At 70.7% G+C, this 22561-nt stretch carries 19 protein-coding genes; 4 read left to right on the forward strand and 15 right to left on the reverse strand.

What is annotated here, in order from left to right; all coding sequences use genetic code 11:
- Nucleotides 1–58: 58 nt before the first annotated feature.
- The 5 genes from ffh to ACLZN2_RS17785 form a co-directional block, all read right to left on the reverse strand.
- A complete protein-coding gene (gene ffh, locus ACLZN2_RS17765; RefSeq protein WP_416979454.1) occupies nt 59–1609 on the reverse strand; it encodes a signal recognition particle protein in 1551 nt (516 codons plus the stop codon).
- A gap of 223 nt (nt 1610–1832) precedes the next feature.
- Complete coding sequence (locus tag ACLZN2_RS17770) at nt 1833–4349, reverse strand: [protein-PII] uridylyltransferase (RefSeq protein WP_416979455.1); 2517 nt, start codon at nt 4347–4349, stop codon at nt 1833–1835.
- Between the two features lie 26 nt (nt 4350–4375).
- The gene (locus ACLZN2_RS17775) at nt 4376–4714 is read right to left on the reverse strand and encodes a P-II family nitrogen regulator (RefSeq protein WP_003997576.1); all 339 of its coding nucleotides are present in this window, start codon (nt 4712–4714) and stop codon (nt 4376–4378) included.
- Nucleotides 4711–6042: an ammonium transporter gene (locus ACLZN2_RS17780; protein WP_416979456.1), complete on the reverse strand. Its 1332-nt coding sequence runs from the start codon at nt 6040–6042 to the stop codon at nt 4711–4713. The genes ACLZN2_RS17775 and ACLZN2_RS17780 overlap by 4 nt, the downstream gene beginning before the upstream one ends.
- A 333-nt stretch (nt 6043–6375) precedes the next feature.
- Entirely contained in the window at nt 6376–7860 is a 1485-nt protein-coding gene (locus ACLZN2_RS17785; RefSeq protein WP_416979457.1) for a hypothetical protein, read from the reverse strand.
- 445 nt (nt 7861–8305) lie between these two features.
- Here ACLZN2_RS17785 and ACLZN2_RS17790 point away from each other — a divergent pair, with 445 nt between their 5' ends.
- Entirely contained in the window at nt 8306–8962 is a 657-nt protein-coding gene (locus ACLZN2_RS17790) for a bifunctional DNA primase/polymerase (RefSeq protein ID WP_416979458.1), read from the forward strand.
- A gap of 167 nt (nt 8963–9129) precedes the next feature.
- Here the strand turns inward: ACLZN2_RS17790 and ftsY are convergent, their stop codons facing one another.
- A complete protein-coding gene (gene ftsY / locus ACLZN2_RS17795) occupies nt 9130–10341 on the reverse strand; it encodes a signal recognition particle-docking protein FtsY (protein ID WP_416979459.1) in 1212 nt (403 codons plus the stop codon).
- Between the two features lie 232 nt (nt 10342–10573).
- On the opposite strand from ftsY, the gene ACLZN2_RS17800 reads away from it, so the two are divergent.
- The gene (locus tag ACLZN2_RS17800; RefSeq protein WP_416979460.1) at nt 10574–11545 is read left to right on the forward strand and encodes an LLM class flavin-dependent oxidoreductase; all 972 of its coding nucleotides are present in this window, start codon (nt 10574–10576) and stop codon (nt 11543–11545) included.
- Nucleotides 11546–11555: 10 nt separating this feature from the next.
- Here the strand turns inward: ACLZN2_RS17800 and smc are convergent, their stop codons facing one another.
- The 3 genes from smc to ACLZN2_RS17815 form a co-directional block, all read right to left on the reverse strand.
- Nucleotides 11556–15152 (reverse strand): chromosome segregation protein SMC, encoded by a 3597-nt coding sequence (smc, locus tag ACLZN2_RS17805; protein WP_416979461.1) that lies wholly within the window; start codon nt 15150–15152, stop codon nt 11556–11558.
- Nucleotides 15153–15418: 266 nt separating this feature from the next.
- Nucleotides 15419–15622: a hypothetical protein gene (locus tag ACLZN2_RS17810; protein WP_030793895.1), complete on the reverse strand. Its 204-nt coding sequence runs from the start codon at nt 15620–15622 to the stop codon at nt 15419–15421.
- 378 nt (nt 15623–16000) lie between these two features.
- A complete protein-coding gene (locus ACLZN2_RS17815; protein WP_416979462.1) occupies nt 16001–16282 on the reverse strand; it encodes an acylphosphatase in 282 nt (93 codons plus the stop codon).
- A 178-nt stretch (nt 16283–16460) separates the two neighbouring features.
- On the opposite strand from ACLZN2_RS17815, the gene ACLZN2_RS17820 reads away from it, so the two are divergent.
- Together ACLZN2_RS17820 and ACLZN2_RS17825 are read left to right on the forward strand one after the other, a co-directional pair.
- Nucleotides 16461–17678, forward strand: a complete 1218-nt coding sequence (locus ACLZN2_RS17820; RefSeq protein WP_416979463.1) for a CAP domain-containing protein — start codon at nt 16461–16463, stop codon at nt 17676–17678.
- A gap of 142 nt (nt 17679–17820) precedes the next feature.
- Nucleotides 17821–18222 carry a winged helix-turn-helix transcriptional regulator gene (locus ACLZN2_RS17825; protein WP_416979464.1) on the forward strand — a complete coding sequence of 134 codons (402 nt, stop codon included), beginning with the start codon at nt 17821–17823 and terminating at the stop codon, nt 18220–18222.
- Here the strand turns inward: ACLZN2_RS17825 and mutM are convergent.
- The 6 genes from mutM to coaD form a co-directional block, all read right to left on the reverse strand.
- The gene (mutM, locus tag ACLZN2_RS17830; RefSeq protein WP_416979465.1) at nt 18195–19055 is read right to left on the reverse strand and encodes a bifunctional DNA-formamidopyrimidine glycosylase/DNA-(apurinic or apyrimidinic site) lyase; all 861 of its coding nucleotides are present in this window, start codon (nt 19053–19055) and stop codon (nt 18195–18197) included. The two genes, ACLZN2_RS17825 and mutM, sit on opposite strands and share 28 nt — an antisense overlap.
- Before the next feature lie 70 nt (nt 19056–19125).
- Entirely contained in the window at nt 19126–19956 is an 831-nt protein-coding gene (gene rnc / locus ACLZN2_RS17835; protein WP_416979466.1) for a ribonuclease III, read from the reverse strand.
- 19 nt (nt 19957–19975) lie between these two features.
- Nucleotides 19976–20149, reverse strand: a complete 174-nt coding sequence (gene rpmF / locus ACLZN2_RS17840) for a 50S ribosomal protein L32 (RefSeq protein ID WP_003951102.1) — start codon at nt 20147–20149, stop codon at nt 19976–19978.
- A 2-nt stretch (nt 20150–20151) separates the two neighbouring features.
- A complete protein-coding gene (locus tag ACLZN2_RS17845; protein WP_416979467.1) occupies nt 20152–20802 on the reverse strand; it encodes a YceD family protein in 651 nt (216 codons plus the stop codon).
- Between the two features lie 131 nt (nt 20803–20933).
- The gene (locus ACLZN2_RS17850; protein WP_416979468.1) at nt 20934–22010 is read right to left on the reverse strand and encodes an ATP synthase F0 subunit B; all 1077 of its coding nucleotides are present in this window, start codon (nt 22008–22010) and stop codon (nt 20934–20936) included.
- 58 nt (nt 22011–22068) lie between these two features.
- Nucleotides 22069–22548, reverse strand: coding sequence for a pantetheine-phosphate adenylyltransferase (gene coaD, locus ACLZN2_RS17855; RefSeq protein WP_416979563.1), 480 nt, complete (start codon nt 22546–22548; stop codon nt 22069–22071).
- Between the last annotated feature and the right edge of the window lie 13 nt (nt 22549–22561).

Consider the following 22561-nt stretch of genomic DNA (forward strand, 5'->3'; position numbering starts at 1 on the left):
GGCGCCCTCCCCGGCGGAAGGGCGCCCTCAGTGACGTACGTGTCCCGAGAGAGGTCGGTCAGCCCATGAACTTCTTGAACTCGTCCGGGAGCTCGAAGTCCTGGCCGCCCTGCTGCGGCAGCCCGAACGCGTTGCCGCCCTGCGCCTGGGCCTCGCGGCGCTGGGCCGCCTCCAGCTCCTGCTGCTTGCGCTTCATCGGGTTGCCGGAGCGCTGCTTGCCCTTGGCCTGCTTCGGCTGCTTCTTCTGCCGGCCGGGGCCGCCGCCCATGCCCGGGATCCCCGGCATGCCGGGCATGCCGCCGCCCTGGGCCATCCGGGACATCATCTTGCGGGCCTCGAAGAACCGCTCGACCAGGCCCTTGACCGCGCTGACCTCGACACCGGAACCCTTGGCGATACGGGCGCGGCGCGAGCCGTTGATGATCGTGGGGTCCTGGCGCTCGGCCGGGGTCATCGACTTGATGATCGCGGCGGTGCGGTCGACGTCCCGCTCGTCGAGGTTGTTGATCTGGTCCTTGATCTGCCCCATGCCCGGCAGCATCCCGAGCAGCTTGCTGATGCTGCCCATCTTCCTGACCTGTTCCATCTGGGACAGGAAGTCGTCCAGGGTGAAGTCCTGGCCCTTCTTCGACGCCAGCTTGGAGGCCATCTTCTCGGCCTCTTCCTGACTGAACGTCTTCTCCGCCTGCTCGATCAGGGTGAGCAGGTCACCCATGTCGAGGATGCGGGAGGCCATCCGGTCCGGGTGGAACGCGTCGAAGTCGTCGAGCTTCTCGCCGTTCGACGCGAACATGATCGGCTTGCCGGTGATCTGCCGGATCGACAGGGCCGCGCCACCGCGGGCGTCACCGTCGAGCTTGGAGAGCACCACGCCGTCGAAGCCGACGCCGTCGCGGAAGGCCTCGGCGGTGTTGACGGCGTCCTGACCGATCATCGCGTCGACGACGAACAGGATCTCGTCCGGCGAGACCGCGTCCCGGATGTCCGCGGCCTGCTGCATCATCTCCTGGTCGATGCCGAGGCGGCCGGCGGTGTCCACGATCACGATGTCGTGGACCTTGGACTTGGCGTGCTCGATGGAGTCCTTGGCGACCTTGACCGGGTCACCGACGCCGTTGCCCGGCTCCGGCGCGAAGACGGCCACGCCCGCGCGCTCGGCGACCACGCTGAGCTGGTTGACGGCGTTCGGGCGCTGGAGGTCGGCTGCGACCAGGAGCGGCGAGTGGCCCTGCTCCTTCAGCCAGTGGCCGAGCTTGCCCGCGAGGGTGGTCTTACCGGCACCCTGCAGACCGGCCAGCATGATCACGGTGGGCGGCTGCTTGGCGAAGCGCAGCCGGCGGGTCTCGCCACCGAGGATCGTGACGAGCTCGTCGTTGACGATCTTCAGGACCTGCTGGGCGGGGTTCAGCGCCCGGGAGACCTCCGCACCGAGGGCGCGCTCCTTGACGTTCTTGATGAACGTGCGGACGACCGGGAGGGCCACGTCGGCCTCGAGGAGGGCGATGCGGATCTCGCGCGCCGTGGCGTCGATGTCCGCTTCGCTCAAGCGCCCCTTGCCGCGCAAGTTCTTGAAGGTCGCAGAGAGGCGATCGGAGAGAGTATCGAACACGGCGGCGTCGGTCCTCGGGGTCGGGGGCGGGTCTGAGCGTCTTCCAGGGTATCCGGCCGCGCAAGACATTCGTCCCCGCCTGCTGCATTCAGCAGACGGGGACGGACGAAACCCCCGCGGCGGCGGGGAGCAGTCAGCGCCGGTGACGTAGCACACGTCCACGGCAGGGCCATCCCCGCGGCGGCGGGGAGCACGCCCGGTCAACGCAAGGGTGACCGGAAGGTCACGCCCTCAGCCCCTCCTCCAGCTTCCGCGCCACGGCAACCGCCTCGTCCTGCGCCAAGGGCGCGCCCTGCGCCTGCGTCACGTAGAAGGCGTCCACCGCGTTGGCGCCCAGCGTGCTGACGTGCATGCTGCGCACCCGTACCGCCGCGTCCTCCAGGGCCGAGCCGATCCGGAACAGCAGCCCCGGCGCGTCCTGGGCGCGCACCTCGATGACGGTGGCGTGCCGGGAGGCCGCCGGGGCGACCGTCACCCGCGGCGGAGGCGCGACCACGCCCCGGCGCCGGGGGTAGGCCGCGTCACGCTCGGCGAGCCGTCCGGCGATGTCCAGGGAGCCGTCGAGGGCGCGGACGAGGTCGGCGCGCAGCCGGGCGGCCTGGGGCAGGGAGCCGTACTCGGCGGCGACCCGCCAGTTCAGCAGCAGGACGGAGCCCTCGACGCCGTCCGGCAGGTCCAGGGCGCGCAGTTCGGCGGTGCGCACGGTCAGCCGGTGCATGGCGAGCACGCCCGCCACCGCGGGCAGCACGCCCGCCCGGTCCGGTACGGCGATGAGGAGCTCCACGCCGAGCGGCTCGGGGTCGCCGGTGGGCTGCTCCCCCGCGTCGGCCGGCGGTTCGGTCTGGGCGCGCAGGGCCAGCACCGGGCTGCCGGTGGCGATCGCCTCGATGGCGAGCCGTTCCTGCTCGGCGGTGGGCGCGGCGGCGTCCGGTTCATCTGGCTCGTCGCCGGCGAGGACCGCCCCGACCCGCTTGACCAGGTCCGCCACGAGCGAACCCCGCCAGGAGGACCAGGCGGCGGGCCCGGTGGCCAGCGCGTCCGCCTCGGTGAGCGCGTGCAGCAGCTCCAGGGTGCTCTGCGAGCCGACGGCCTCGGCGACCGAGCGGACCGTGGCGGGGTCCTCCAGGTCGCGCCGGGTCGCCGTCTCGACGAGCAGCAGGTGATGCCGTACGAGGGAGGAGAGCACCGCCACGTCGGCGCGGTCGAAGCCGATGCGCGCGGCGACGTCCTTGACGATGATCTCGCCCGCGACCGAGTGGTCCCCGGGCCAGCCCTTGCCGATGTCGTGCAGCAGCGCCGAGACCAGGAGGAGGTCGGGGCGGCTGACGCGGCGGGTGAACTCGGAGGCGCGCACGGCGGTCTCGATGAGGTGCCGGTCGACGGTCCAGATGTGCACGGCGTTGCGCTGCGGACGGCAGCGGACCCGCTCCCAGTCGGGGAGGAGCCGGGTGATCAGGCCCTCGGCCTCCAGGGCTTCCCAGACGTCGACGGTGGGCCGGCCGGAGCCGAGCAGGGTGACGAGCTGTTCGCGGGCCTCGGCGGGCCAGGGCGTGGGCAGCGGGCGCACGGTGGCGGCGAGGCGGCGTACGGCGTGCAGGGAGAGCGGGAGGCCGGCCTGGGCGGCGGCGGCCGCGGCGCGCAGCGGCAGCACGGGGTCGCGTTCGGGGCGTGCGGCGCGGGCGAGCACCACCTCGCCGTCCTGCTCCACGACGCCTTCGGCCAGCGGGGAGCGCTCGGGGACGGGCTTTCCGCCGCCGAGCATGGCGCGCAGCCGGGGCCGTACGGCGCGTGAGCGCAGCACACGCGCCACTTCGCGCCAGGTGACGTCGCTGGCGTAGGAAATGACGCGCGCGGCCTCGTAGACCTGCCGCAGGAGGGTGTCGGCGTCGAGGAGGCCCAGTTCGGCGGCGACCTGGTCCTGTTCCTGGAGGGCGAGGCGGTCGGTGGCGCGGCCGGTGGCCAGGTGGAGGGCGTCACGGACGTCGAGGAGGCGGCGGCGGGCGTCGTCGAGGCCCTCGCGGGGCGCGTCGGCGAGCCAGGAGGCGGCGACGGCGCGCAGGGCGGTGGCGTCCCTGAGGCCGCCGCGGGCCTCCTTGAGGTCGGGTTCCAGCAGGTACTGCAGCTCGCCCTGGCGTTCGCCGCGCTCGGCGCAGAGTTCCTGGAGCTCGGGCAGGCGTTTGGGGGCCTGGTTGCGCCAGTCGGCGAGGACGGCCGTCCTCAGTCCGGACGTCAGACCGAGGTCGCCGGCGAGGTGGCGTGCGTCGAGGAGGCCGAGCTGGACTTTCAGATCCTCCCCGGCGGTCTTGCGGGCCTCGGCGGGGGTGCGGACCGAGTGGTCGAGGGCGAGGCCCAGGTCCCACACCGGGTACCAGAGGCGGTCGGCGAGGGAGGCGACCGCCTTGCTGTCACTGCCGTCGTGCAGGAGCAGCAGGTCGAGGTCGCTGCGCGGGGAGAGCTCACCGCGGCCGTAGCCGCCGACGGCGACCAGGGAGACGCCCTTGAGCGCCTCGGCGCCGGACGCTCCAGAAGCTCCGGCGGCTCCGGCGGCTCCGGCGGCTCCGGCGGCTCCGGCGGCTCCGGCGGTGAACAGTCCGGTCAGCCATTCGTCCGTGAGTTCGGAGAGGGCGGCACGGCGCGGCGGCCCGGACCGCGCCTCCTCGGTGAGGAGGCGCAGCCGGGCCGCCGCATAGCCGCTGGGTCCCGAGCCCTCTGCTTCGTTTCGCACATCCGTGCTCGTCACCCAGCGACTCCTGTTCTGTTCTGCGGTCAGAGCGCGTCCGGGCCGCGCTCGCCGGTGCGGACCCGTACGGCCGTCTCGACCGGGAGGGACCAGACCTTGCCGTCACCGATCTTGCCGGTGCGGGCCGCCTTGACGATGACGTCGATCAGCTGCTCGGCGTCGTCGTCCTCGGCCAGCACCTCGATGCGGATCTTGGGGACCAGGTCGACCGTGTACTCGGCGCCGCGGTAGACCTCGGTGTGTCCCCGCTGACGACCGTAACCGCTCGCCTCGGTGACCGTGAGGCCGTGCACGCCGAAGGCCTGCAGGGCTTCCTTGATCTCGTCGAGCCGGTGGGGCTTCACGACGGCGGTGATGAGCTTCATGCGTCCACCTTCTTGCTCTCGGCTCCGACGGCGGCCGGCGCGGAGGTCCGGGCGGCGCCGCCACCGGCACCGCTGAAGTCGTAGGCCGTCTCGGCGTGCTCGGCCTGGTCGATACCGGAGATCTCCTCGTCCTCGTCGACCCGCATACCGATGGTCTTGTCGAGGAGGAAGGCGAGCACCGCGGAGGCGATCAGGGAGTAGGCGAGGACGGCGAAGACACCGGCGCACTGCTTCCACAGCTGGTCGGCGTTACCGCCGTAGAAGAGGCCCTCGACGTCGGACTGACCCTTGCCACTGGCGAAGAAGCCGATCAGCAGGGAGCCGACGACACCGCCGACCAGGTGGACGCCGACGACGTCCAGCGAGTCGTCGTAGCCGAGCTTGTACTTCAGGCCCACGGCCATGGCGCACAGGACACCGGCGATGACGCCGACCGCGATCGCGCCGATCGGGGTGACCGCGCCACCGGACGGGGTGATGGCGACCAGACCGGCGACCGCGCCGGAGGCGGCGCCCAGCGTGGTGAACGCGCCGTGGCGGATCTTCTCGTAGATGAGCCAGGCGAGCATGGCGGCGGCGGTGGCGATCTGGGTGTTGACGAACATCAGGGAGCCGACGCCGTCGTCGTTGCCGAGCCACGAGCCGGCGTTGAAGCCGAACCAGCCGAACCACAGCAGACCGGCGCCGAGCATGACCAGCGGGAGGCTGTGCGGGCGCATCGGGTCCTTCTTGAATCCGACGCGCTTGCCGATGACCAGGATCACACCGAGCGCCGCGGCACCCGCGTTGATGTGGACGGCCGTACCACCGGCGAAGTCGATCACACCGAGCTCGAAGGCCCAGCCGCCGGTGCCCCAGACCCAGTGGGCGACCGGGAAGTAGACGACCGTCGCCCACAGCGCCACGAAGAGCGCCCAGGCGGAGAACTTCACGCGGTCGGCGATGGCACCGCTTATCAGGGCGGGCGTGATGATGGCGAACATCATCTGGAAGACCGCGAAGGCGAGGACCGGGATCGTGTACCCGGACCAGATGTCGGCCTTGTCGATGCCGGTCCATCCGACGAAGTCGGACTCCCAGCCGATGAACGAGCCGTGGTCCGTGCCGAACGCCATGGAGAAGCCGTACAGCACCCACAGGATCGTGACGATGCCCATGCTGATGAAGCTCATCATCAACATGTTGAGGGTGCTCTTGACCCGGACCATGCCTCCGTAGAAGAAGGCAAGACCCGGGGTCATGATCAGCACCAGGGCGGAACAGATGAGCATGAAGCCTGTGTTGGCCACGGACAGCTTGTCTGCGGCAAGCGTGATGGCTGGTGCCATCGGCGTCTCCTCGTCGTAGTACGGCCCCGTGCGGGCGAAGCCAGAGCGGAAAAGAGGGGTGGGCCGGTTATGCGCCATGAGATTGGCGCAGCGCGGTTTCGGTGGAAGCCCCTCGTTGTTTCGCGGGCGTGACGAAGGCGCCTGGTGCGTTACACGTCGGTGAACTGCCTGATGTTCCCCGAGTGGATCGTTATCGTGGCGCAACCTTCCCTCGGGGAGGGAAACCGGCCGCGGACGGCCTTCCGATGACCTGGCATGGGGGAGCCGAGTCGGGCACTTCGGGAGGGCCGGCCGCGGCCGGGGTTCAAGGGTTTTGCTGAGTTGATCTCGGTGTCAGACGGCCTCGGCCGTCTCCGGCAGCTCCATGGCGAGCCGCTCGGTGAGGTCCACGACCTCGGAGAGGTCTCCGAAGTCACGGACGGCGCTGTCGACGGTCTTTCGAATACGAGTGTTGACGCGCTCGGAGCGGACCTTCTTGGCCTCCCGCATGGCCTGCGCGGCCAGGGTGGCGCTGTGTTCGGGCTCCTTGCGCAGCAGATGGACGGTGGCCATGCCGATGAGGTTCAGCACGTACGAACGCTTGTGGTCGGGGTCGTCCGCGAACAGCCGGACGGCCTTCTGCATCAGGGGCTCGGCGAGCGAGGCGTAGGCGGGGCTGCGGCCGGCGACATAGGCGAGGTCGCGGAAGGAGTGGCTGTTCTCGCCGTACAGCTCGGCCTCGGAGAAGAAGCGGATCCAGTCGGGGTCCGGCTCGTCCCACTCGTCGGCGTCGGCGAAGGTGTCCTCGGCCATGCGCACGGCCCGCTTGCACCGCCCCGGCTGCCCCATGTTGGCGTAGGCGCGGGCCTCCATCGCATACAGCATGGACTGGGTGCGCGGGCTCGCGCAGTCCCGGCTGCCGTACTGCGCGAGGTGAATCAGCTCCAGCGCGTCCTCGGGCCGTCCGAGGTGGATCATCTGGCGGCTCATGCTGGACAGGACGTACGAGCCGAGCGGCCGGTCGCCGGCCTCCTTGGCGGCGTGCAGGGCGAGGACGAAGTACTTCTGGGCGGTCGGCTGGAGCCCGACGTCGTAACTCATCCAGCCGGCGAGCTCGGCCAGCTCGGCGGCGACCTTGAACAGCTTTCTGGAGGTCGTCTCGGGCTGGGGCTCCTGGAGGAGGTCGGCCACCTCGTGCAGTTGGCCGACGACGGCCTTGCGGCGCAGTCCGCCGCCGCACTGGGCGTCCCACTGCCGGAACATCACCGTGGTGGACTCCAGCAGGTCCAGCTCGGGTTTGGAGAGCCGGCCGCGGGCCCGGCTGGTGGGGACGGACTCCGGCTCCGTGAGCGGGGTGGGCGGTGTGGGGACGAGCCAGCGCTGCATCGGCTCGATGAGGGACGGGCCCGCGGACAGCACCAGCGACGTTCCGAGGAAGCCGCGCCGCGCCAGCATCAGGTCGCTGCGCGAGAACTCGCTGAGCAGGGCCACCGCCTGCGGACCCGTCCAGGGAAGGTCGACTCCGGTCGCGGAGGGCGCCTGGCGCGGGGCGCGCAGACCGAGGTCCTCGACGGAGACGACACAGCCGAACCGCTCGGAGAACAGCTCGGAGAGGATCCTGGGGATGGGCTCGCGGGGGTTCTCGCCGTCCAGCCAGCGGCGCACACGTGAGGTGTCCGTGGAGATGTGGTTGGCGCCCAACTGGCGTGCGCGACGGTTGACTTGGCGGGCCAGTTCACCCTTCGACCAGCCGCTGCGCACGAACCAGGAGGTGAGCAGCTCGTTCGGGCGTTTGTCCGCACTCGAAGCGTTACTCCCGCTTCCGTCGTTGCCGCTCACTGGAACGCCCCCATCCCTGAGACCACTTGTCACTGAGTGCGCCAAGCCTTATCAGAATGCCGGTAAATACGGCCCCTCGTCCGGTAATTGTCACCCCTCGAACGGAAAGTCGACTTGCCTCCGGCATACCCACAACCGCATGCGCCTCCAGGACCCGCACACTCAAAGTAATCCTACGATCACGGATCCAGCCACGAGGATCCCGGAAACGCCACCATTCGCCACCCCTTCGAATGAACTACCGATGGCCCGTAAGCGATTCACTTGACACAGGACGGGTGGGGGTGAGCGGAACGAAGCACTCGGGGGCGCGTGTCGCCCACCACACCACCCGGCGCGCTTCCGGACGCTGCCTGGAACGGGCGGCCGACGGGCAACAAGCACACAGAGTTACGACATAGGACCGTTACGTAACCAGTGGCGCGGTACACCCGTTGGAGGGGGCATGGGCTTCACGATCGGCGGCATTCGCGAGATCCGCTCCGGGGCGCGCAGGCGCGGTCGCTCGTCCGAGTGCACCGCCGTCGCCGAGTTCACGGGGCTGTGGGGCTGGGACGTCGTACCGGGCGCCCGGGCCGCGGCCGGCCTCTGCTCCTGCGGCCGCGCCGACTGCCGCGAGCCCGGCGCGCACCCCCTGCACTTCGCCGCGCGGGTCCCCGCCGGCGCCACCCTCGACGACGTGACGCGGGCCTGGGCGGAGTTCCCGGGCGCCTCGGTGATGCTGCCGGTCGGGCGCGCGTTCGACGTGATCGAGGTGGCCGGGCCCGCGGGGCGCCGCGCCCTGGTCAGACTGGAGCGCATGGGCCTCCCCCTCGGTCCGGTCACCGCCACCCCCGAGGGCCGCACCCAGTTCTTCGTCGCCCCCGGCGCCGCCGCCGAGCTGACCGGCCTCCTCTACCGCATGGGCTGGGACGACCCGGCCGCCCTCGACCTGCGCGGCCTCGGCCCCGGTACGTACGTCACGGCCCCGCCCTCCGACCGCGGCGGCCTCGGCCCGGTCCACTGGCTGCGCCCCCCGGCCCTGGACTCGGCGACCCGGCCCCCGGAGGCCCGCCTGCTGCTGGGCACCCTGGCGTACGTGGCGCATCGCTCACGCGCGTAGGGCTCCACTCTCCGCCGTACACAGCGAAGCGCCCGCTCCCACTGGACCTGGGGGCGGGCGCTTCGCCCTTTTTGCGCCTAAACCGGCGCCGCTCTCGCGGACCTGGCTGGTCGCCGTCGTGGTAGCTCAATTGATGGTTGCGGTCCATGGGCGGTATGAAACAGCCCTCACTCGCCGATCAGAGCATCCACGAACGCCTCCGGCTCGAACGGCGCCAGGTCGTCCGCGCCCTCGCCGAGGCCGACGAGCTTGACGGGGACACCCAGCTCGCGCTGGACGGCGACGACGATGCCGCCCTTGGCGGTGCCGTCGAGCTTGGTCAGGACGATGCCGGTGATGTCGACGACCTCGGCGAAGACCCGGGCCTGGACCAGGCCGTTCTGCCCGGTGGTGGCGTCGAGGACGAGCAGCACCTCGTCGAGCGGGGCGTGCTTCTCGACGACGCGCTTGACCTTGCCGAGCTCGTCCATGAGCCCGGTCTTGGTGTGCAGCCGGCCCGCGGTGTCGATGAGGACGACATCCACCCCCATCTCCTTGCCCTCCTTCACCGCGTCGAACGCGACGGAGGCGGGGTCGCCGGCCTCCGGCCCGCGCACGGTGTGGGCGCCGACCCGCTCGCCCCAGGTCTGCAGCTGGTCGGCGGCGGCGGCACGGAAGGTGTCGGCGGCACCGAGGACGACCGTACGGCCGTCGGCGACGAGCACGCGCGCGAGCTTGCCGGTGGTGGTGGTCTTGCCGGTGCCGTTGACGCCGACGACCATCACGATGCCGGGCTTGCGGTTCTCGGGCTCGGTCTTCACCACGCGGTCGACGTCGGTGCCGACCAGCTGGAGGAGCTCCTCGCGCAGCAGGCCGCGCAGTTCCTCCGGGGTCCGGGTGCCGAGCACCCTGACCCGCTCGCGCAGCCGGTCCACCAGCTCCTGGGTGGGCAGGACGCCGACGTCGGCGGTGAGCAGGGTGTCCTCGATCTCCTCCCAGGTGTCGTCGTCGAGGTGCTCGCGCGAGAGCAGCGTGAGCAGCCCCTTGCCGAGGGCGTTCTGGGAGCGGGACAGACGGGCGCGCAGGCGTACGAGACGCCCTGCGGTGGGCTCCGGGATCTCGATCTCGATCTCGGGAGCCTCGACAACGGGCGGTTCCTCGACCGCGACCCCGGTCGGGGCGCCGTCGGGAAGATCCACCTCCTCGATCGTGCGGCGCGGTTCGTCGCGCGGCGTCTCGGCCTCGTCGCCGACGTGCGGCTCGGGCGGAGGCGCGGTGATGTCGGGCGCTGCGGGGGGTGGCGGGGGCAGCGGCTTCCTGCGCCGGCTGCCGACGACGAGCCCGCCGAGCACCGCGAGCACGACCACGGCGATGACTACAGCAAGGATGACGGTTTCCATAACAGAGCCCAGTATGCGTGACCTCCCGCTCGGCCGTTCGTTGCCCACGCGGGGCCACAGGTCCCACGGGCCGGGCTGGCCCGCCGTCCGGTCCTGACCGGACGGAAGCCCCTCAGGGGCGGAGTCACAACGCGTCCGGTATCCGCCCTCCCCAAGCTGTAGGACGACACCCCTGGATACCTGACCCACCGTCAGCTAACGTCCCCCCTCCACATCCGAAGGGGGACCACCCATGCCCGTCACCGTCGTCCGTCTCAACCTCGTCGCGCCCGGCGCCTCCCCCGCCGAGCTGGGCGTCCGTTACCGGGCCGCGCTGGAGATGGCCGCGTACGCCGACGAGCACGGGGTGACCACCGTGCAGACGGAGGAGCACCACGGCGTCGAGAACAACTGGATGCCCTCGCCGTTCGTCTTCGCGGGGGCGGTGCTGGGGGCGACCCGGCGGCTGGCGGTCACGGTGTCGGCGGTGATCGGCCCGCTGCACGACCCGCTGCGGCTGGCCGAGGACATCGCGGTCCTGGACCTGCTCAGCGGCGGCCGGCTGCTCACGGTCGCCGGGATCGGCTACCGGCCCGAGGAGTACGCCCGTGCCGGCGTCGACTGGACACGGCGCGGCCGACTCCAGGACGAGCTGCTGGAGACCGTACTGAAGGCGTGGACCGGCGAGGAGTTCGAGTACCGGGGCCGCACGGTACGGGTCACCCCGCGCCCGGGGTCCGACCCGCACCCCCTGCTGCTGGTCGGCGGCTCCTCGAAGGCCGCTGCCCGCCGGGCCGCCCGGCTCGGCCTGCCGTTCTTCCCGAGCGCGCACCTGCCGGAGCTGGAGACGTACTACAAGGAGCGGCTCGTGGAGTACGGGACGCAGGGCTGGACGATGATGCCGGGGGCCGAGACGCCTCTGCTCCACATCGCCGAGGATCCGGAACGGGCGTGGGCGCGGTACGGCGGGCACTTCCTGCACGAGGCCCGGACCTACGCCTCCTGGCAGTCCGGCGGGATCCGCTCGGCGGTGCGGTCGGGCGCGGCGACGGTCGAGGAGCTGCGCGCGGAGGGCGTCTACCGGATCCTCACCCCGGACGAGTGCGTGGCCCAGGGCCTCGACAACCTCGTACTGCATCCGCTGGCGGGTGGAATGCCGGTGGAGGAGGGGTGGCGGAGCCTGCGGCTGTTCGCGGAGGAGGTGCTTCCGGCGCTGGAGGGCTGACCGTACGCGCTCAGCGCAGTCGTTGGCTGATCACCTTCGACACCCCGTCGCCCTGCATGGACACGCCGTACAGCGCGTCGGCGACCTCCATGGTGCGCTTCTGGTGGGTGATCACGATCAGCTGCGAGGACTCCTGCAGCTCCTGCATGATGCGGATCAACCGCTGCAGGTTGGTGTCGTCGAGGGCGGCCTCGACCTCGTCCATGACGTAGAACGGGCTGGGCCGGGCCTTGAAGATCGACACCAGCATGGCGACGGCCGTCAGCGACCGCTCACCGCCGGAGAGCAGACTGAGCCGCTTGACCTTCTTGCCCGGCGGCCGGGCCTCCACGTCCACGCCCGTGGTGAGCATGTTGTCCGGATCGGTCAGGATCAGCCGTCCTTCACCGCCCGGGAAGAGCCGGCTGAACACACCCTCGAACTCCCGGGCCGTGTCCCGGTACGCCTCGGTGAAGACCTGCTCGACGCGCTCGTCGACCTCCTTCACCACCTGAAGCAGGTCGGCACGGGTCTTCTTCAGATCCTCCAGCTGCTCGCTGAGGAACTTATGGCGCTCTTCCAGCGCGGCGAACTCCTCCAGCGCCAGCGGATTGACCTTGCCGAGCTGCTGGTAGGCCCGCTCGGCGGCCTTGAGCCGCTTCTCCTGCTCGGCCCGGCGGAAGGGAACGGGCTGGTTGCGGGGATGCTCGGGGTCCTCGGGCAGCACCTCGCCCTCGGCGGGCGGGGAGGGCGGTACGAGCTGGTGGGGCCCGTACTCGGAGACGAGCCCCTCGGGCTCCACGCCCAGCTCCTCCAGCGCCTTGGTCTCCAACTGCTCGATCCGCATGCGCTTCTCGGCACCGAGCACCTCACCGCGGTGGACCGAGTCCGTCAGCTTGTCCAGCTCGGCCTTGAGATCGCGCCCGGCGGTGCGGGCGGCGGCGAGCTCCTGCTCACGGCGCGCCTTCGCGGCCTCGGCGGCGGTGCGCTCCTGGTCTGCCCGGCCGAGGGACACCTCGACGTGGGTAAGCAGCTGGCGTGCGCCCGAGGCGACGGCCTCGGCGACGGCGGCCTCGTGGCGCAGCCGGGCCCGGCGCTGCTCGGCACGCGCGCGTGCCTCGCGTTCCGCGCGGGCGGCCCGGTCGAGGGAGTCGGCCCGGCCGGCGAGTCCCTTCACCCGCTCCTCGTGCGTACGGACCTGGAGCCGCGCCTCCATCTCGGTCTGGCGCGCGTTGGCCCCGTCGGCGGCGAGCCGGTCGCGCACCGAGGTGTCGGGCTCCTCCTCGACGGGCATCTCCTCGGCCACGGCGAGCCGTTCGGCGAGCTCCTCGACCTCTTCCAGGGCTCGGTCGAGCGCGTCCTGTGCGCGTGCCGCCGCCGCGGTGGACCGCTCGGCCTCGCCCGCCGCGCCCCGCGCCTGCCCGGCCAGCCGGCCCAGCTGCTGCGCCACGGCCGACTTCTCCCGGTCGGCGGCCCGGCGCCGCTCCCCCAGCTCCTCGACCTGCGCGGCGCATTCCTTGCGCCGTTCGCCTGCGGCGTGCTGTGCCTCGGTCAGCTCCTCGCACCGTACGGCCAGCTCTTCCAGCTGTACGGCCGCCTCGTCCACGGAGGCCTGTACTTCAAGGAGGCTCGGTGCGCCGGCGGAACCGCCGTGGGCGAAGTGGGCGCCCAGCAGGTCGCCTTCGGCGGTGACCGTGGTGAGGTGGGGGTGGGTGTAGACGAGGTCCTCGGCGGCTTCGAGGGTGTCGACGACGACGATGTTGTGGAGGAGGCGGCGTACGGCGGGCATCAGGTCGGAGGGGGCGCGGACCAATTCCGCGGCAGAAAGGGGGGCTCCTTGTGATGCGGCGTCTGCGGGTTCGTCGTGGCTGGTCGCGCAGTTCCCCGCGCCCCTATCGGGCGCATCTGGCGACCCGGCGAGCAGAAGTGCGGCCCTGCCGGCGTCCTGCTTGCGGAGCAGGCGAAGAGCCTCGGCCGCCGCGGCCGGGGTCGTTACGGCGATCGCGTCCGCCGCCGCTCCGAAGGCTGCCGCCAGCTGAACCTCGTAGCCCGGGGTCACCGTCAACAGCTCGGCCGCCGGGCCCAGCAGGCCGGTGAGGCGGTCCTTCGCGTCGAGCAGTGCGCCTGTACCGTCCTTGCGGCGCAAGCCCAGGGCCAGGGCCTCGTGGCGGGCCTTGGTCGCCGCGCGTTCGCGTTCCGCCGTGGTGGCTGACTCGCGGGCGGCGGTGAGGGTGGCCTCGGCCTCGGCGAGCCGGTGTTTCGCCGCGCCGTGCTGCTCGGCGAGTTCCGCGTCGCCCGCGTCGAGGCCGTCGACCTCGGCCTTCAGGGCCTCGTACTCCTCCTGCGCCGCGACCGCCCGCTCCTGGGCCTCGTCCCTCGCCGCGGCCAGGCGGTCGATCTCGGCCTGGGCGGAGGCGGCGCGCGAGCGGGCGGCGTTGACCTGGCCGTTCAACCGGGCGAGGCCCTCGCGGCGGTCGGCGATGGCGCGGGCGACGTCCTTCAGGCGCCGTTCCTCCACGGCGAGTTCGCGCTCCAGGTCGGCGCGGTGGGCGACGGTGTCGTCGAGGGCGTGCTGGGCCGCTTCGAGGGCGGCCTCCAGCTCGGCCTCCTGTTCCCGGATGCGGGCGGCCTCGCGCTCCATGTCCTCGGGGTCACGGCCGCGCCGCTCCTCGGGGGGCGCGGAGGTGGCGCTCTTCACGCGCGCGTCGGCGAGGGAGATGGTGCCGCGGACTCGTTCGGCCAGCTGGGACAGCTCGTACCAGGTCTGCTGGGCGCGCTGCAGGCGCGGTGAGAGCCGGCGGACCTCGTCCTCGAGGAGCGCCTCGCGCTGGAGCGCCTTGCGCAGTTCCTGTTCGGCGGTGTCCTTGCGTTCCTTGAGCGCGGCCTCGTCGGCCACCTCGGCCTGGAGCGCCTCCCGCATCCGTACGAGGTCGTCGGCGAGGAGGCGCAGGCGCGCGTCACGGAGGTCCGCCTGGATGACGGCGGCCCGGCGGGCCACCGCCGCCTGGCGGCCCAGGGGCTTGAGCTGGCGGCGCAGTTCGTCCGTCAGGTCCTGCACGCGCGCGAGGTTGGCCTGCATCGCGTCGAGCTTGCGGAGTGCCTTCTCCTTGCGCTTGCGGTGCTTGAGGACGCCCGCCGCCTCCTCGATGAAGGCGCGGCGGCCCATCGGGTCGGCGTGCAGGACGGAGTCGAGCTGGCCCTGGCCGACGATGACGTGCATCTCGCGGCCGATGCCGGAGTCGGAGAGGAGGTCCTGGATGTCGAGGAGCCGGCAGGTGTCGCCGTTGATCTGGTACTCGCTGCCGCCGTTGCGGAACATGATCCGCGTGATGGTGACCTCGGCGTACTCGATGGGCAGGGCGCCGTCGGAGTTGTCGATGGTCAGGGACACCTCGGCGCGGCCCAGGGGCGGGCGGCCGGTGGTCCCGGCGAAGATGACGTCCTCCATCTTGCCGCCGCGCAGCGATTTGGCGCCCTGTTCGCCCATCACCCAGCTGAGGGCGTCGACGACGTTGGACTTGCCCGAGCCGTTGGGCCCGACGACACACGTGATCCCCGGTTCGAACCGGAGCGTGGTCGCCGAGGCGAACGACTTGAACCCTCGGAGGGTCAGGGCCTTGAGGTGCACGGCGCTGGACTCTACCTTCCGGGGGTGTCTCACTCCATGAACGCCCGGCAACCCCGCGGTTTCACCCATGAACGCGCAGGGCACACCACACGTTAAGAAGACTGAGGGGACGGGCGCTGGACGGACGGGGACGGGCACAAGATACGCGGGGGAAAGAAAGAAGGGACGCCGAGGCGTCCCTTGCAACTTCTGACAACTTAGCGGTCCGACGCGGTTGAAACGAGTCGCCCAACCACTGCTGGTGCTGTCGTGGAGCGGTGCAGCGATCAGGTGAGCGCAGGCTCCGCCTGGTGTGCGTCGATGCTCTCCATGAACCTGTCGTGAGAAGCGGCAGCCGTGAGAGCGTCGTTCTCGGCCTGGATTCGTCCGAGCTCGGATTCCAGGTCCTGGACGCGCTGCTGGAGCCGTCGCATCTCGGCGAGGAGTCGCGGGTCGGAGCCGCCGACGTAACCGAGAAGCGCCTTTGCCATGATGGATGGTCCTCCACACTGAGTGACCGACCGAAGCGGTGTGGGTCGTGAGGGATTCGCACCCGCGGTCTTGGCTAGATCTTGTTCGTGCTGCCGTTCATCCATGCCAAACAGCTAGGTGCGCGGGGTGCTTTCAGCGTCTCACCAAAAAGTTTGACGGTCAACACGATCACGCCCCGTATTGGCGGGCAACCCACCGGAGCGCGGCCGAAACGGCGGCGCTGCGACGGACGCGGGGCCCCTGAGGCGTGGCGATCATCCTTGCGTGCGGAGCATGCCATCGCAAGCGATTCTTGGCAACCACCTGCTCATTTCCGCCCTGGGCACATGCCGGTGGCATCTCCCTCCGCTTCACGGCGGTGGTTCGGCACGGGGTGGTCAGCGGATCGCGAAGCCGTCGTAGCCGCCGCGCGGTGTGTCCCATATCTCTGTGACTCCGTCCACGCGCCCGGGCGTGTCGTCACCCATGAGCCAGTGCAGCAGGCCCTCACAGCCCTCTTTGGCCCCTTCCGCGACCACCTGGACCCGGCCGTCGGCCAAATTGAGAGCAAAACCACTCAGCCCGCCGATCTCCAGCGCCTTGGCACGGGTGAACCAGCGGAAACCCACGCCCTGGACATGTCCGCGCACCCAGGCGACCAGCCGTACATCCTCGCTCATGGGTGCAACCTAACCGGGCAATGTCCCTCGGGGCACTTCCTCCCCGGGCGCCATGCGGTACCGTCCCGACCCAATGATTCTCATATGAAACTCACTCAATCGAGTGAGTGGCGTCGACCAGGGGGAGCATCCGGGACCAACTGTCCCAGAAGCCTCCGGTCGACCGGTGGGAAGCCGTATGGACGAGGAAGGCAAGGACATGGGACGCCACCGACGCTCCGCCGCCGGCCGCGCCGCCACGGGCCGCGCCACGGGGGTCACACAGACGCACGGCTCGGACACGGACGGACACGATTCCTGGGCCTCGTACCAGGACGGCCAGGACTCCTGGAACGCATACCAGAACGGCCAGGACTCCTGGAGCTCGTACCAGAACGGCCAGGACTCCTGGAACGCGTACCAGGACGGCCCGGACACGCTCGGCATCGCGCCGTACCTGAACCCTCAGGCGTACGCCGACACTGTCGCGAGAAGCCAGGAGTACCTGTACTCGACGGCGGAGGACGGGTACGGCGCCGCCGCCTTCGGGGCCGACGGCTTCACGCCCGACGGCGGCGGGCGAGGCGGCCCGGGGGGTCGTCGTCGCAAGAAGAAGGCCGCGACCCCGGTCAAGGCGGGTCTGCTCGGCGTCTCGGCGGCGGTCGCCCTCGGCACGGTCGCGGTGGCCACGGGCGTGGTGCCCGGCCTGGAGAGCTACCGGCTCGGCGGCGGCACCGGTCCCGGCGACAACGTGCAGGCCGCCGACACCCCGAGCAACTCCAGCTCCGAGCAGGGGGGCACTTCCGGCTCCGCCGAGACCGGCCGCGCCGGTACGTCGACGAGCCGTGACGCGGGCCGTTCCGCCTCGGCCTCGCCCAGCCCGTCGGCCTCGAAGTCCTCCGCCTCCGCCTCACCGAGCAAGACGGCGGAGAAGAAGCCCGAGGTCACGCCCTCGGAGGAGCCGGAGGCCTCCGCCTCGAAGTCGAAGACGGCCACCAAGGCGCCCCAGAAGTCCGAATCGGCGGTGACGGTCTCGGCCGAGGCGCAGGCCGCAGCCGAGGTGCTCAAGCTCGTCAACGAGGAGCGGGCCAAGGTCGGCTGCAGCGCCCTCTCGGCGAACAGCGCACTGTCGGACCTGGCGGAGAAGTTCAGCGACGACATGGCCGCGCGGGGCTTCTTCGACCACACCGACCCGGACGGGAAGAGCCCGTGGGACCGGGCCGAGAAGGCCGGGATATCCAGCCTCGGCGGGGAGAACATAGCCCGGGGCCAGGCCGACGCGGCCGCCGTCATGGAGGCCTGGATGAACAGCCCCGGCCACAAGGCGAACATACTGAACTGCGACTTCAAGACGCTGGGCGTCGGTGTCCACTTCGGGTCCGGCGGCCCCTGGTGGACCCAGGACTTCGGGTACTAGACCCGCGCCCCTCAGGACTAAGCAGAAACGATCATGCAGCCTGGGCCCGGCCGACCGGCAAAGACCTGGCCGTAGCCAACGAGCACTAACTTTTGGCTAGTGCAACCTGCCGGTTAGCGCTGCCTTCGCATACGCTTCTGTCATGACCAGCACCCAGGAGCATGCGGAGGACATGGACCTCCCGTACAACGTGTTCGCCAAGGCCTGCCCCTCGCGCGGCACGCTGGAGCACGTCACGGGCCGCTGGGGCGGCCTGACGCTCGGGGCGCTGCACGAGGGATCGCTGCGCTTCAACGAACTGCGCCGCCGGGTCGACGGCGTGAGCGAGAAGATGCTGTCCCAGACGCTGCACGCGCTGGAGCGCGACGGCCTGGTGCGCCGCGACGCACAGCCGACCAACCCGCCGCGCGTGGACTACGAACTGACCCCGCTCGGCCATCAGGTCGCCGAGCGGCTGCTGGCCCTCATCCACTGCGTGGAGGGCCGTATGGACGACGTACTGGCGGCACGGGAGCGCTACGACACCACGCGCGGCGCCCTCTGACACCTCGGGCAGAAATAGCTGGACCGGTTCATCCACGGCCGTCGGCGCATCGGTGTGCCGCACCGCTTGCAGGGCAGCCCCTCACGCCCGTACGCGTCCAGGGAGCGGTCGAAGTAGCCCGACTCGCCGTTGACGTTGACGTACAAGCTGTCGAAGCTGGTGCCGCCGACGGCGAGGGCCGCGTTCATCACGTCCCGGACGTGTCCGAGGAGTTCCAGTGTGCGGGGCCGGGTGAAGCCGCTCGTCGGGCGCTCGTAGTGCAGACGGGAGCGCCACAGGGCCTCGTCCGCGTAGATGTTGCCGACACCGCTGATCAGTGACTGGTCGAGCAGGGCCCGCTTGATGGTGGTTCGTCTGCGGCGCAGGGCCTGGTGGAAGGCCTCGTCGTCGAACAGCGGGTCGAGGGGGTCGCGGGCGATGTGCCCGATGACGTCGGGCAGGCCGTCGGGGGTCGTGTCGTGCAGCGACAGGCCGCCGAAGGTGCGCTGGTCGACGAAACGGAGTTCGGTGTCCACCTCGTCGGCGAAGCGCACCCGGATGCGCAGATGCTTCTCGTCCGGTGCCGCGTGCGGCTGGACCAGCAGCTGGCCGCTCATCCCGAGGTGGGCGAGGATCGCCTGGCCGGTGTCCTCCAGCGGCAGCCAGAGGTACTTGCCGCGACGGCTGGGGGTGCCGATGCGATGCCCTTTGAGCCGGTGCGTGAAGTCGTCGGCGCCGGCGGGATGACGGCGTACGGCACGCGGGTGCAGCACCTCGGCGTCGGCGACCGTGCGATGGGCGACCCATCGCTCCAGGCCGCGCCGGACGACCTCGACCTCGGGCAACTCGGGCATGGGATCCCCCGGATGTGCGGCGCCCGCCCCTCGGTGGTCGAGGGACGGGCGCCGTACTGTCGTGTTCCGATCAGGCGGAGGCGGACTCGGGGTCCGCGCCGGCGTCGGCCTCGACGGCTGCAGCGGCCTGGGCCGCCTTCGCCACCTTGGCACGCTCGTCCGCGGCGGCCCGGATGGACCGCCAGGCGGACTCGGCGGCCTGCTGCTCCGCCTCCTTCTTGCTGCGGCCGGTGCCGGTGCCGTACGAGACGCCTCCGACGCGGGCAGCAGCAGTGAAGGTCTTCTCGTGGTCGGGGCCGGTCTCCGTGACCAGGTACTCGGGGACACCGAGCCCTTCGGTCGCGGTGAGCTCCTGGAGGGACGTCTTCCAGTCCAGGCCGGCACCGAGGTTCGAGGACTTCTCGATCAGCGGGTCGAACAGGCGGTGCACCAGTTCGGAGGCCGAGTCGAGGCCCTGGTCGAGATAGACCGCGCCGATCACCGCTTCGAGGGTGTCGGCGAGGATGGACGCCTTGTCCCGGCCGCCCGTGCCCTCTTCACCCCGGCCGAGCCGGATGAAGGAGCCCAGGTCGAGGCCGCGACCGACCTCCGCCAGCGCACGCGAGTTGACCACCGCGGCCCGCAGCTTGGCCAGCTGGCCTTCGGGCAGGTCGGGGTGGGTGCGGTACAGCGTGTCCGTGACGACGAGGCCGAGCACGGAGTCCCCGAGGAACTCCAGCCGCTCGTTCGTCGGCAGACCGCCGTTCTCGTACGCGTAGGAGCGGTGGGTCAGCGCACGCACCAGAAGGGCGGACTCGAGCCGGTAGCCGAGCCGCCCTTCCAGAAGCGTGTGGGACGAGGCCGTGTTGTCCGCCGGGCCACCTCCGCTCGCGCGGAGAGAATTCTTCTTGGCGTCAGACATAAAGCCTCTCACCAGCCGCTCAGACCTCGAGGACCTGGCGCTTGTTGTAGGTGCCGCAAGACGGGCACGCGATGTGCTGCTGCTTGGGCTCGTGGCAGCGCTCGCACGCAACCAGGGTGGGGACCGCAGCCTTCCACTGCGACCGGCGGTGGCGCGTGTTGCTGCGCGACATCTTCCGCTTCGGAACAGCCACGGCTACTTCTCCTGCTTCTCGTCGACGCCCGCTTCCGCGTCAGCGCCGCTCATCTCGTCCTTCTCGCCGTCTTCGAGTGAACCGGCGAGTCCCTGCAGTGCCGCCCAACGGATGTCGACGGCGTCGTGGTGGTGGTCCGGGTCGTCCGCCAGCCGGGCTCCGCACTCGGAGCACAGACCGGGACAGTCGTCCTGGCACACCGGCTGCATCGGCAGTGCGAGCACCACCGCATCGCGCAGCACGGGTTCGAGGTCGAACATGCCGTCCTCGAGGAAGAGCGTGTCCTCGTCGTCCTCAGCGTCGTCGGCCGGTTCCGCCTTCACGCGGCCACGGTCGTCGGCGTCGGGGTACGAGAACATCTCCTGGAAGTCCGCTTCGAGTTCGAGCTCGAGCGGCTCCAGACACCTTACGCACTCCCCCTCGGCCCGTGCACGGGCGGTGCCTGTGACGAGCACCCCTTCCATGACCGACTCGAGGCGGAGTTCGAGCTCCACCGGGGCGCCTTCCGGCACTCCGATGACTCCCTGGACACCGAAGTCCTTGGGAGCGTCGACCGTGCGGGCCAGCCGCTGCAGCGCGCCGGGACGCCGGCCCAGCTCGTGCGTGTCGAACACGAGGGGGTTGCGGTGGTCGAGGCGTGCGTTGGGGGCCATTCCTGCTTTCGATCTTCCGAACTGTGAGGGCCGCCGCCCTTCGGTGTTCCGGGCAGCGGTGATCGCGGGCGTACTCGCGACCGAAGAGCCAGGATACTGGAGCTTTCGCTCACAGCCCAATCCGGGTGGCTCTAGAGCCCGCGGCCCTGTTCGTAGGCGCGCAACTGCTCCGGGGTGATCATGCCCGTGTCGAAGAGGCTGGTCTCGTCGAGGGCGTAGGACTGGTGGGACTGCTGGGCCTGTTGGGGCTGGTGGGCCTGCTGGTGCGGGTCGTAGGCGGTCTGCTGGGCGTCGTAGCCCTGGTAGGACGCCACGGCGTAGGGGTCCGCCTGCTGGTAGCCGTACTGGTCCTGCTGGGCGTACGTCTGGTCGTAGCCGTACCCGTCCTGCTGCTGGTAGCCGTAGGCGACCGGCTGTTCCTCGTACGACGGCTGCTGTGGCACCCCCTGTCCGACGGCGGCCGGGGCCGTGCTGTCCTGCTCGGCGAGGGCCGCGAGGTCGGCGAGGTAGTCGGCGTCGGAGGAGTGCTGGAAGGTCGTGTTGTCGTCGGCGAGGGCGCCGAGGTCGTCGGTGGCGATCCGGCCGTGCAGCTTCTGCCGGCCCTTGCCGACGGCTTCCAGGGTCTTGGTGAGGACGGCCTCGAAGGCGCCCAGCTTGGTGTCGACGTAGGCGTCGGCGTCGCGGCGCAGGGTCTCGGGGTCGTGGCTGCGCTCGGGGGCGTCGTCCAGTTCGGGGTCTACGTAGCCCTGCTCGTCGAGCCCGGGGCCGGTGCCGAGGAGCTTCTCGCGGCCCCGGCCGACCGAGCCGATGGTCTTGGTGAGGACCACCTCGAAGTTGGCGAGCTTGGAGTCGACGTAGTCGTCGGCCTCCGCGCGGACCTCCTCGGCCTCCCGGCGGGCCTCGGCGAGGATGCGGTCGGCCTCCGCCTGTGAGCGGCGGGCGATCTCGGTGTCGGAGATCAGCGAACCGCGCTCGGCGTGCGCGGTGGAGATGATCCGGTCGGCCTCCTGGCGGGCCTGCTCGACCATCTGGTCGCGGTCGCCGATCAGCTCCTGGGCCTGGGCGAGCGAGTCGGGCAGAGCCGCGCGCACCTCTTCCAGGAGGGCGAGCAGCTCGGCGCGGTTGACCACGCACGAGGCCGACATGGGCATCGACCGGGCACTGGAGACCGTCGTGACGATCTCGTCGAGCTTCTTCTGTACGTCCACCGGTTGCTCGCCACTCTCTACAGCTGTCTTGGAGACGGACGGGACGACTGTAGCCCCATCAGTCCTTGCGCAGGCGCGTGTTGAGGGCCTCCAGGACGATCGGCGGGACCAGGTGGGAGACGTCTCCGCCCCAGGTCGCCACCTCCTTGACCAGGGAGGAGGACAGGAAGCTGTAGGTGGGGTTGGTCGGCACGAAGAGCGTCTCGACCCCGGACAGCCCGTTGTTCATCTGGGCCATCTGCAGCTCGTAGTCGAAGTCGCTGACGGCGCGCAGGCCCTTGACGATCGCGGGGATGTCGCGCTGCTTGCAGAAGTCGACGAGGAGGCCGTGGAAGGCCTCGACCCGTACGTTGCCGTACTCGGCGGTGACCTGACGGATCAGGTCGATCCGCTCGTCGACCTCGAACAGGCCCTTCTTGGACTTGTTGATCATGACCGCGACATAGACCTCGTCGTACAGACGGGAGGCACGGGAAATGATGTCGAGGTGTCCGTTGGTGATCGGGTCGAACGACCCGGGACAGACGGCGCGGCGCACTTGTGATCCCTCG

It is taken from the genome of Streptomyces sp. T028 (genome assembly GCF_048159505.1).
Lineage (GTDB): Bacteria > Actinomycetota > Actinomycetes > Streptomycetales > Streptomycetaceae > Streptomyces.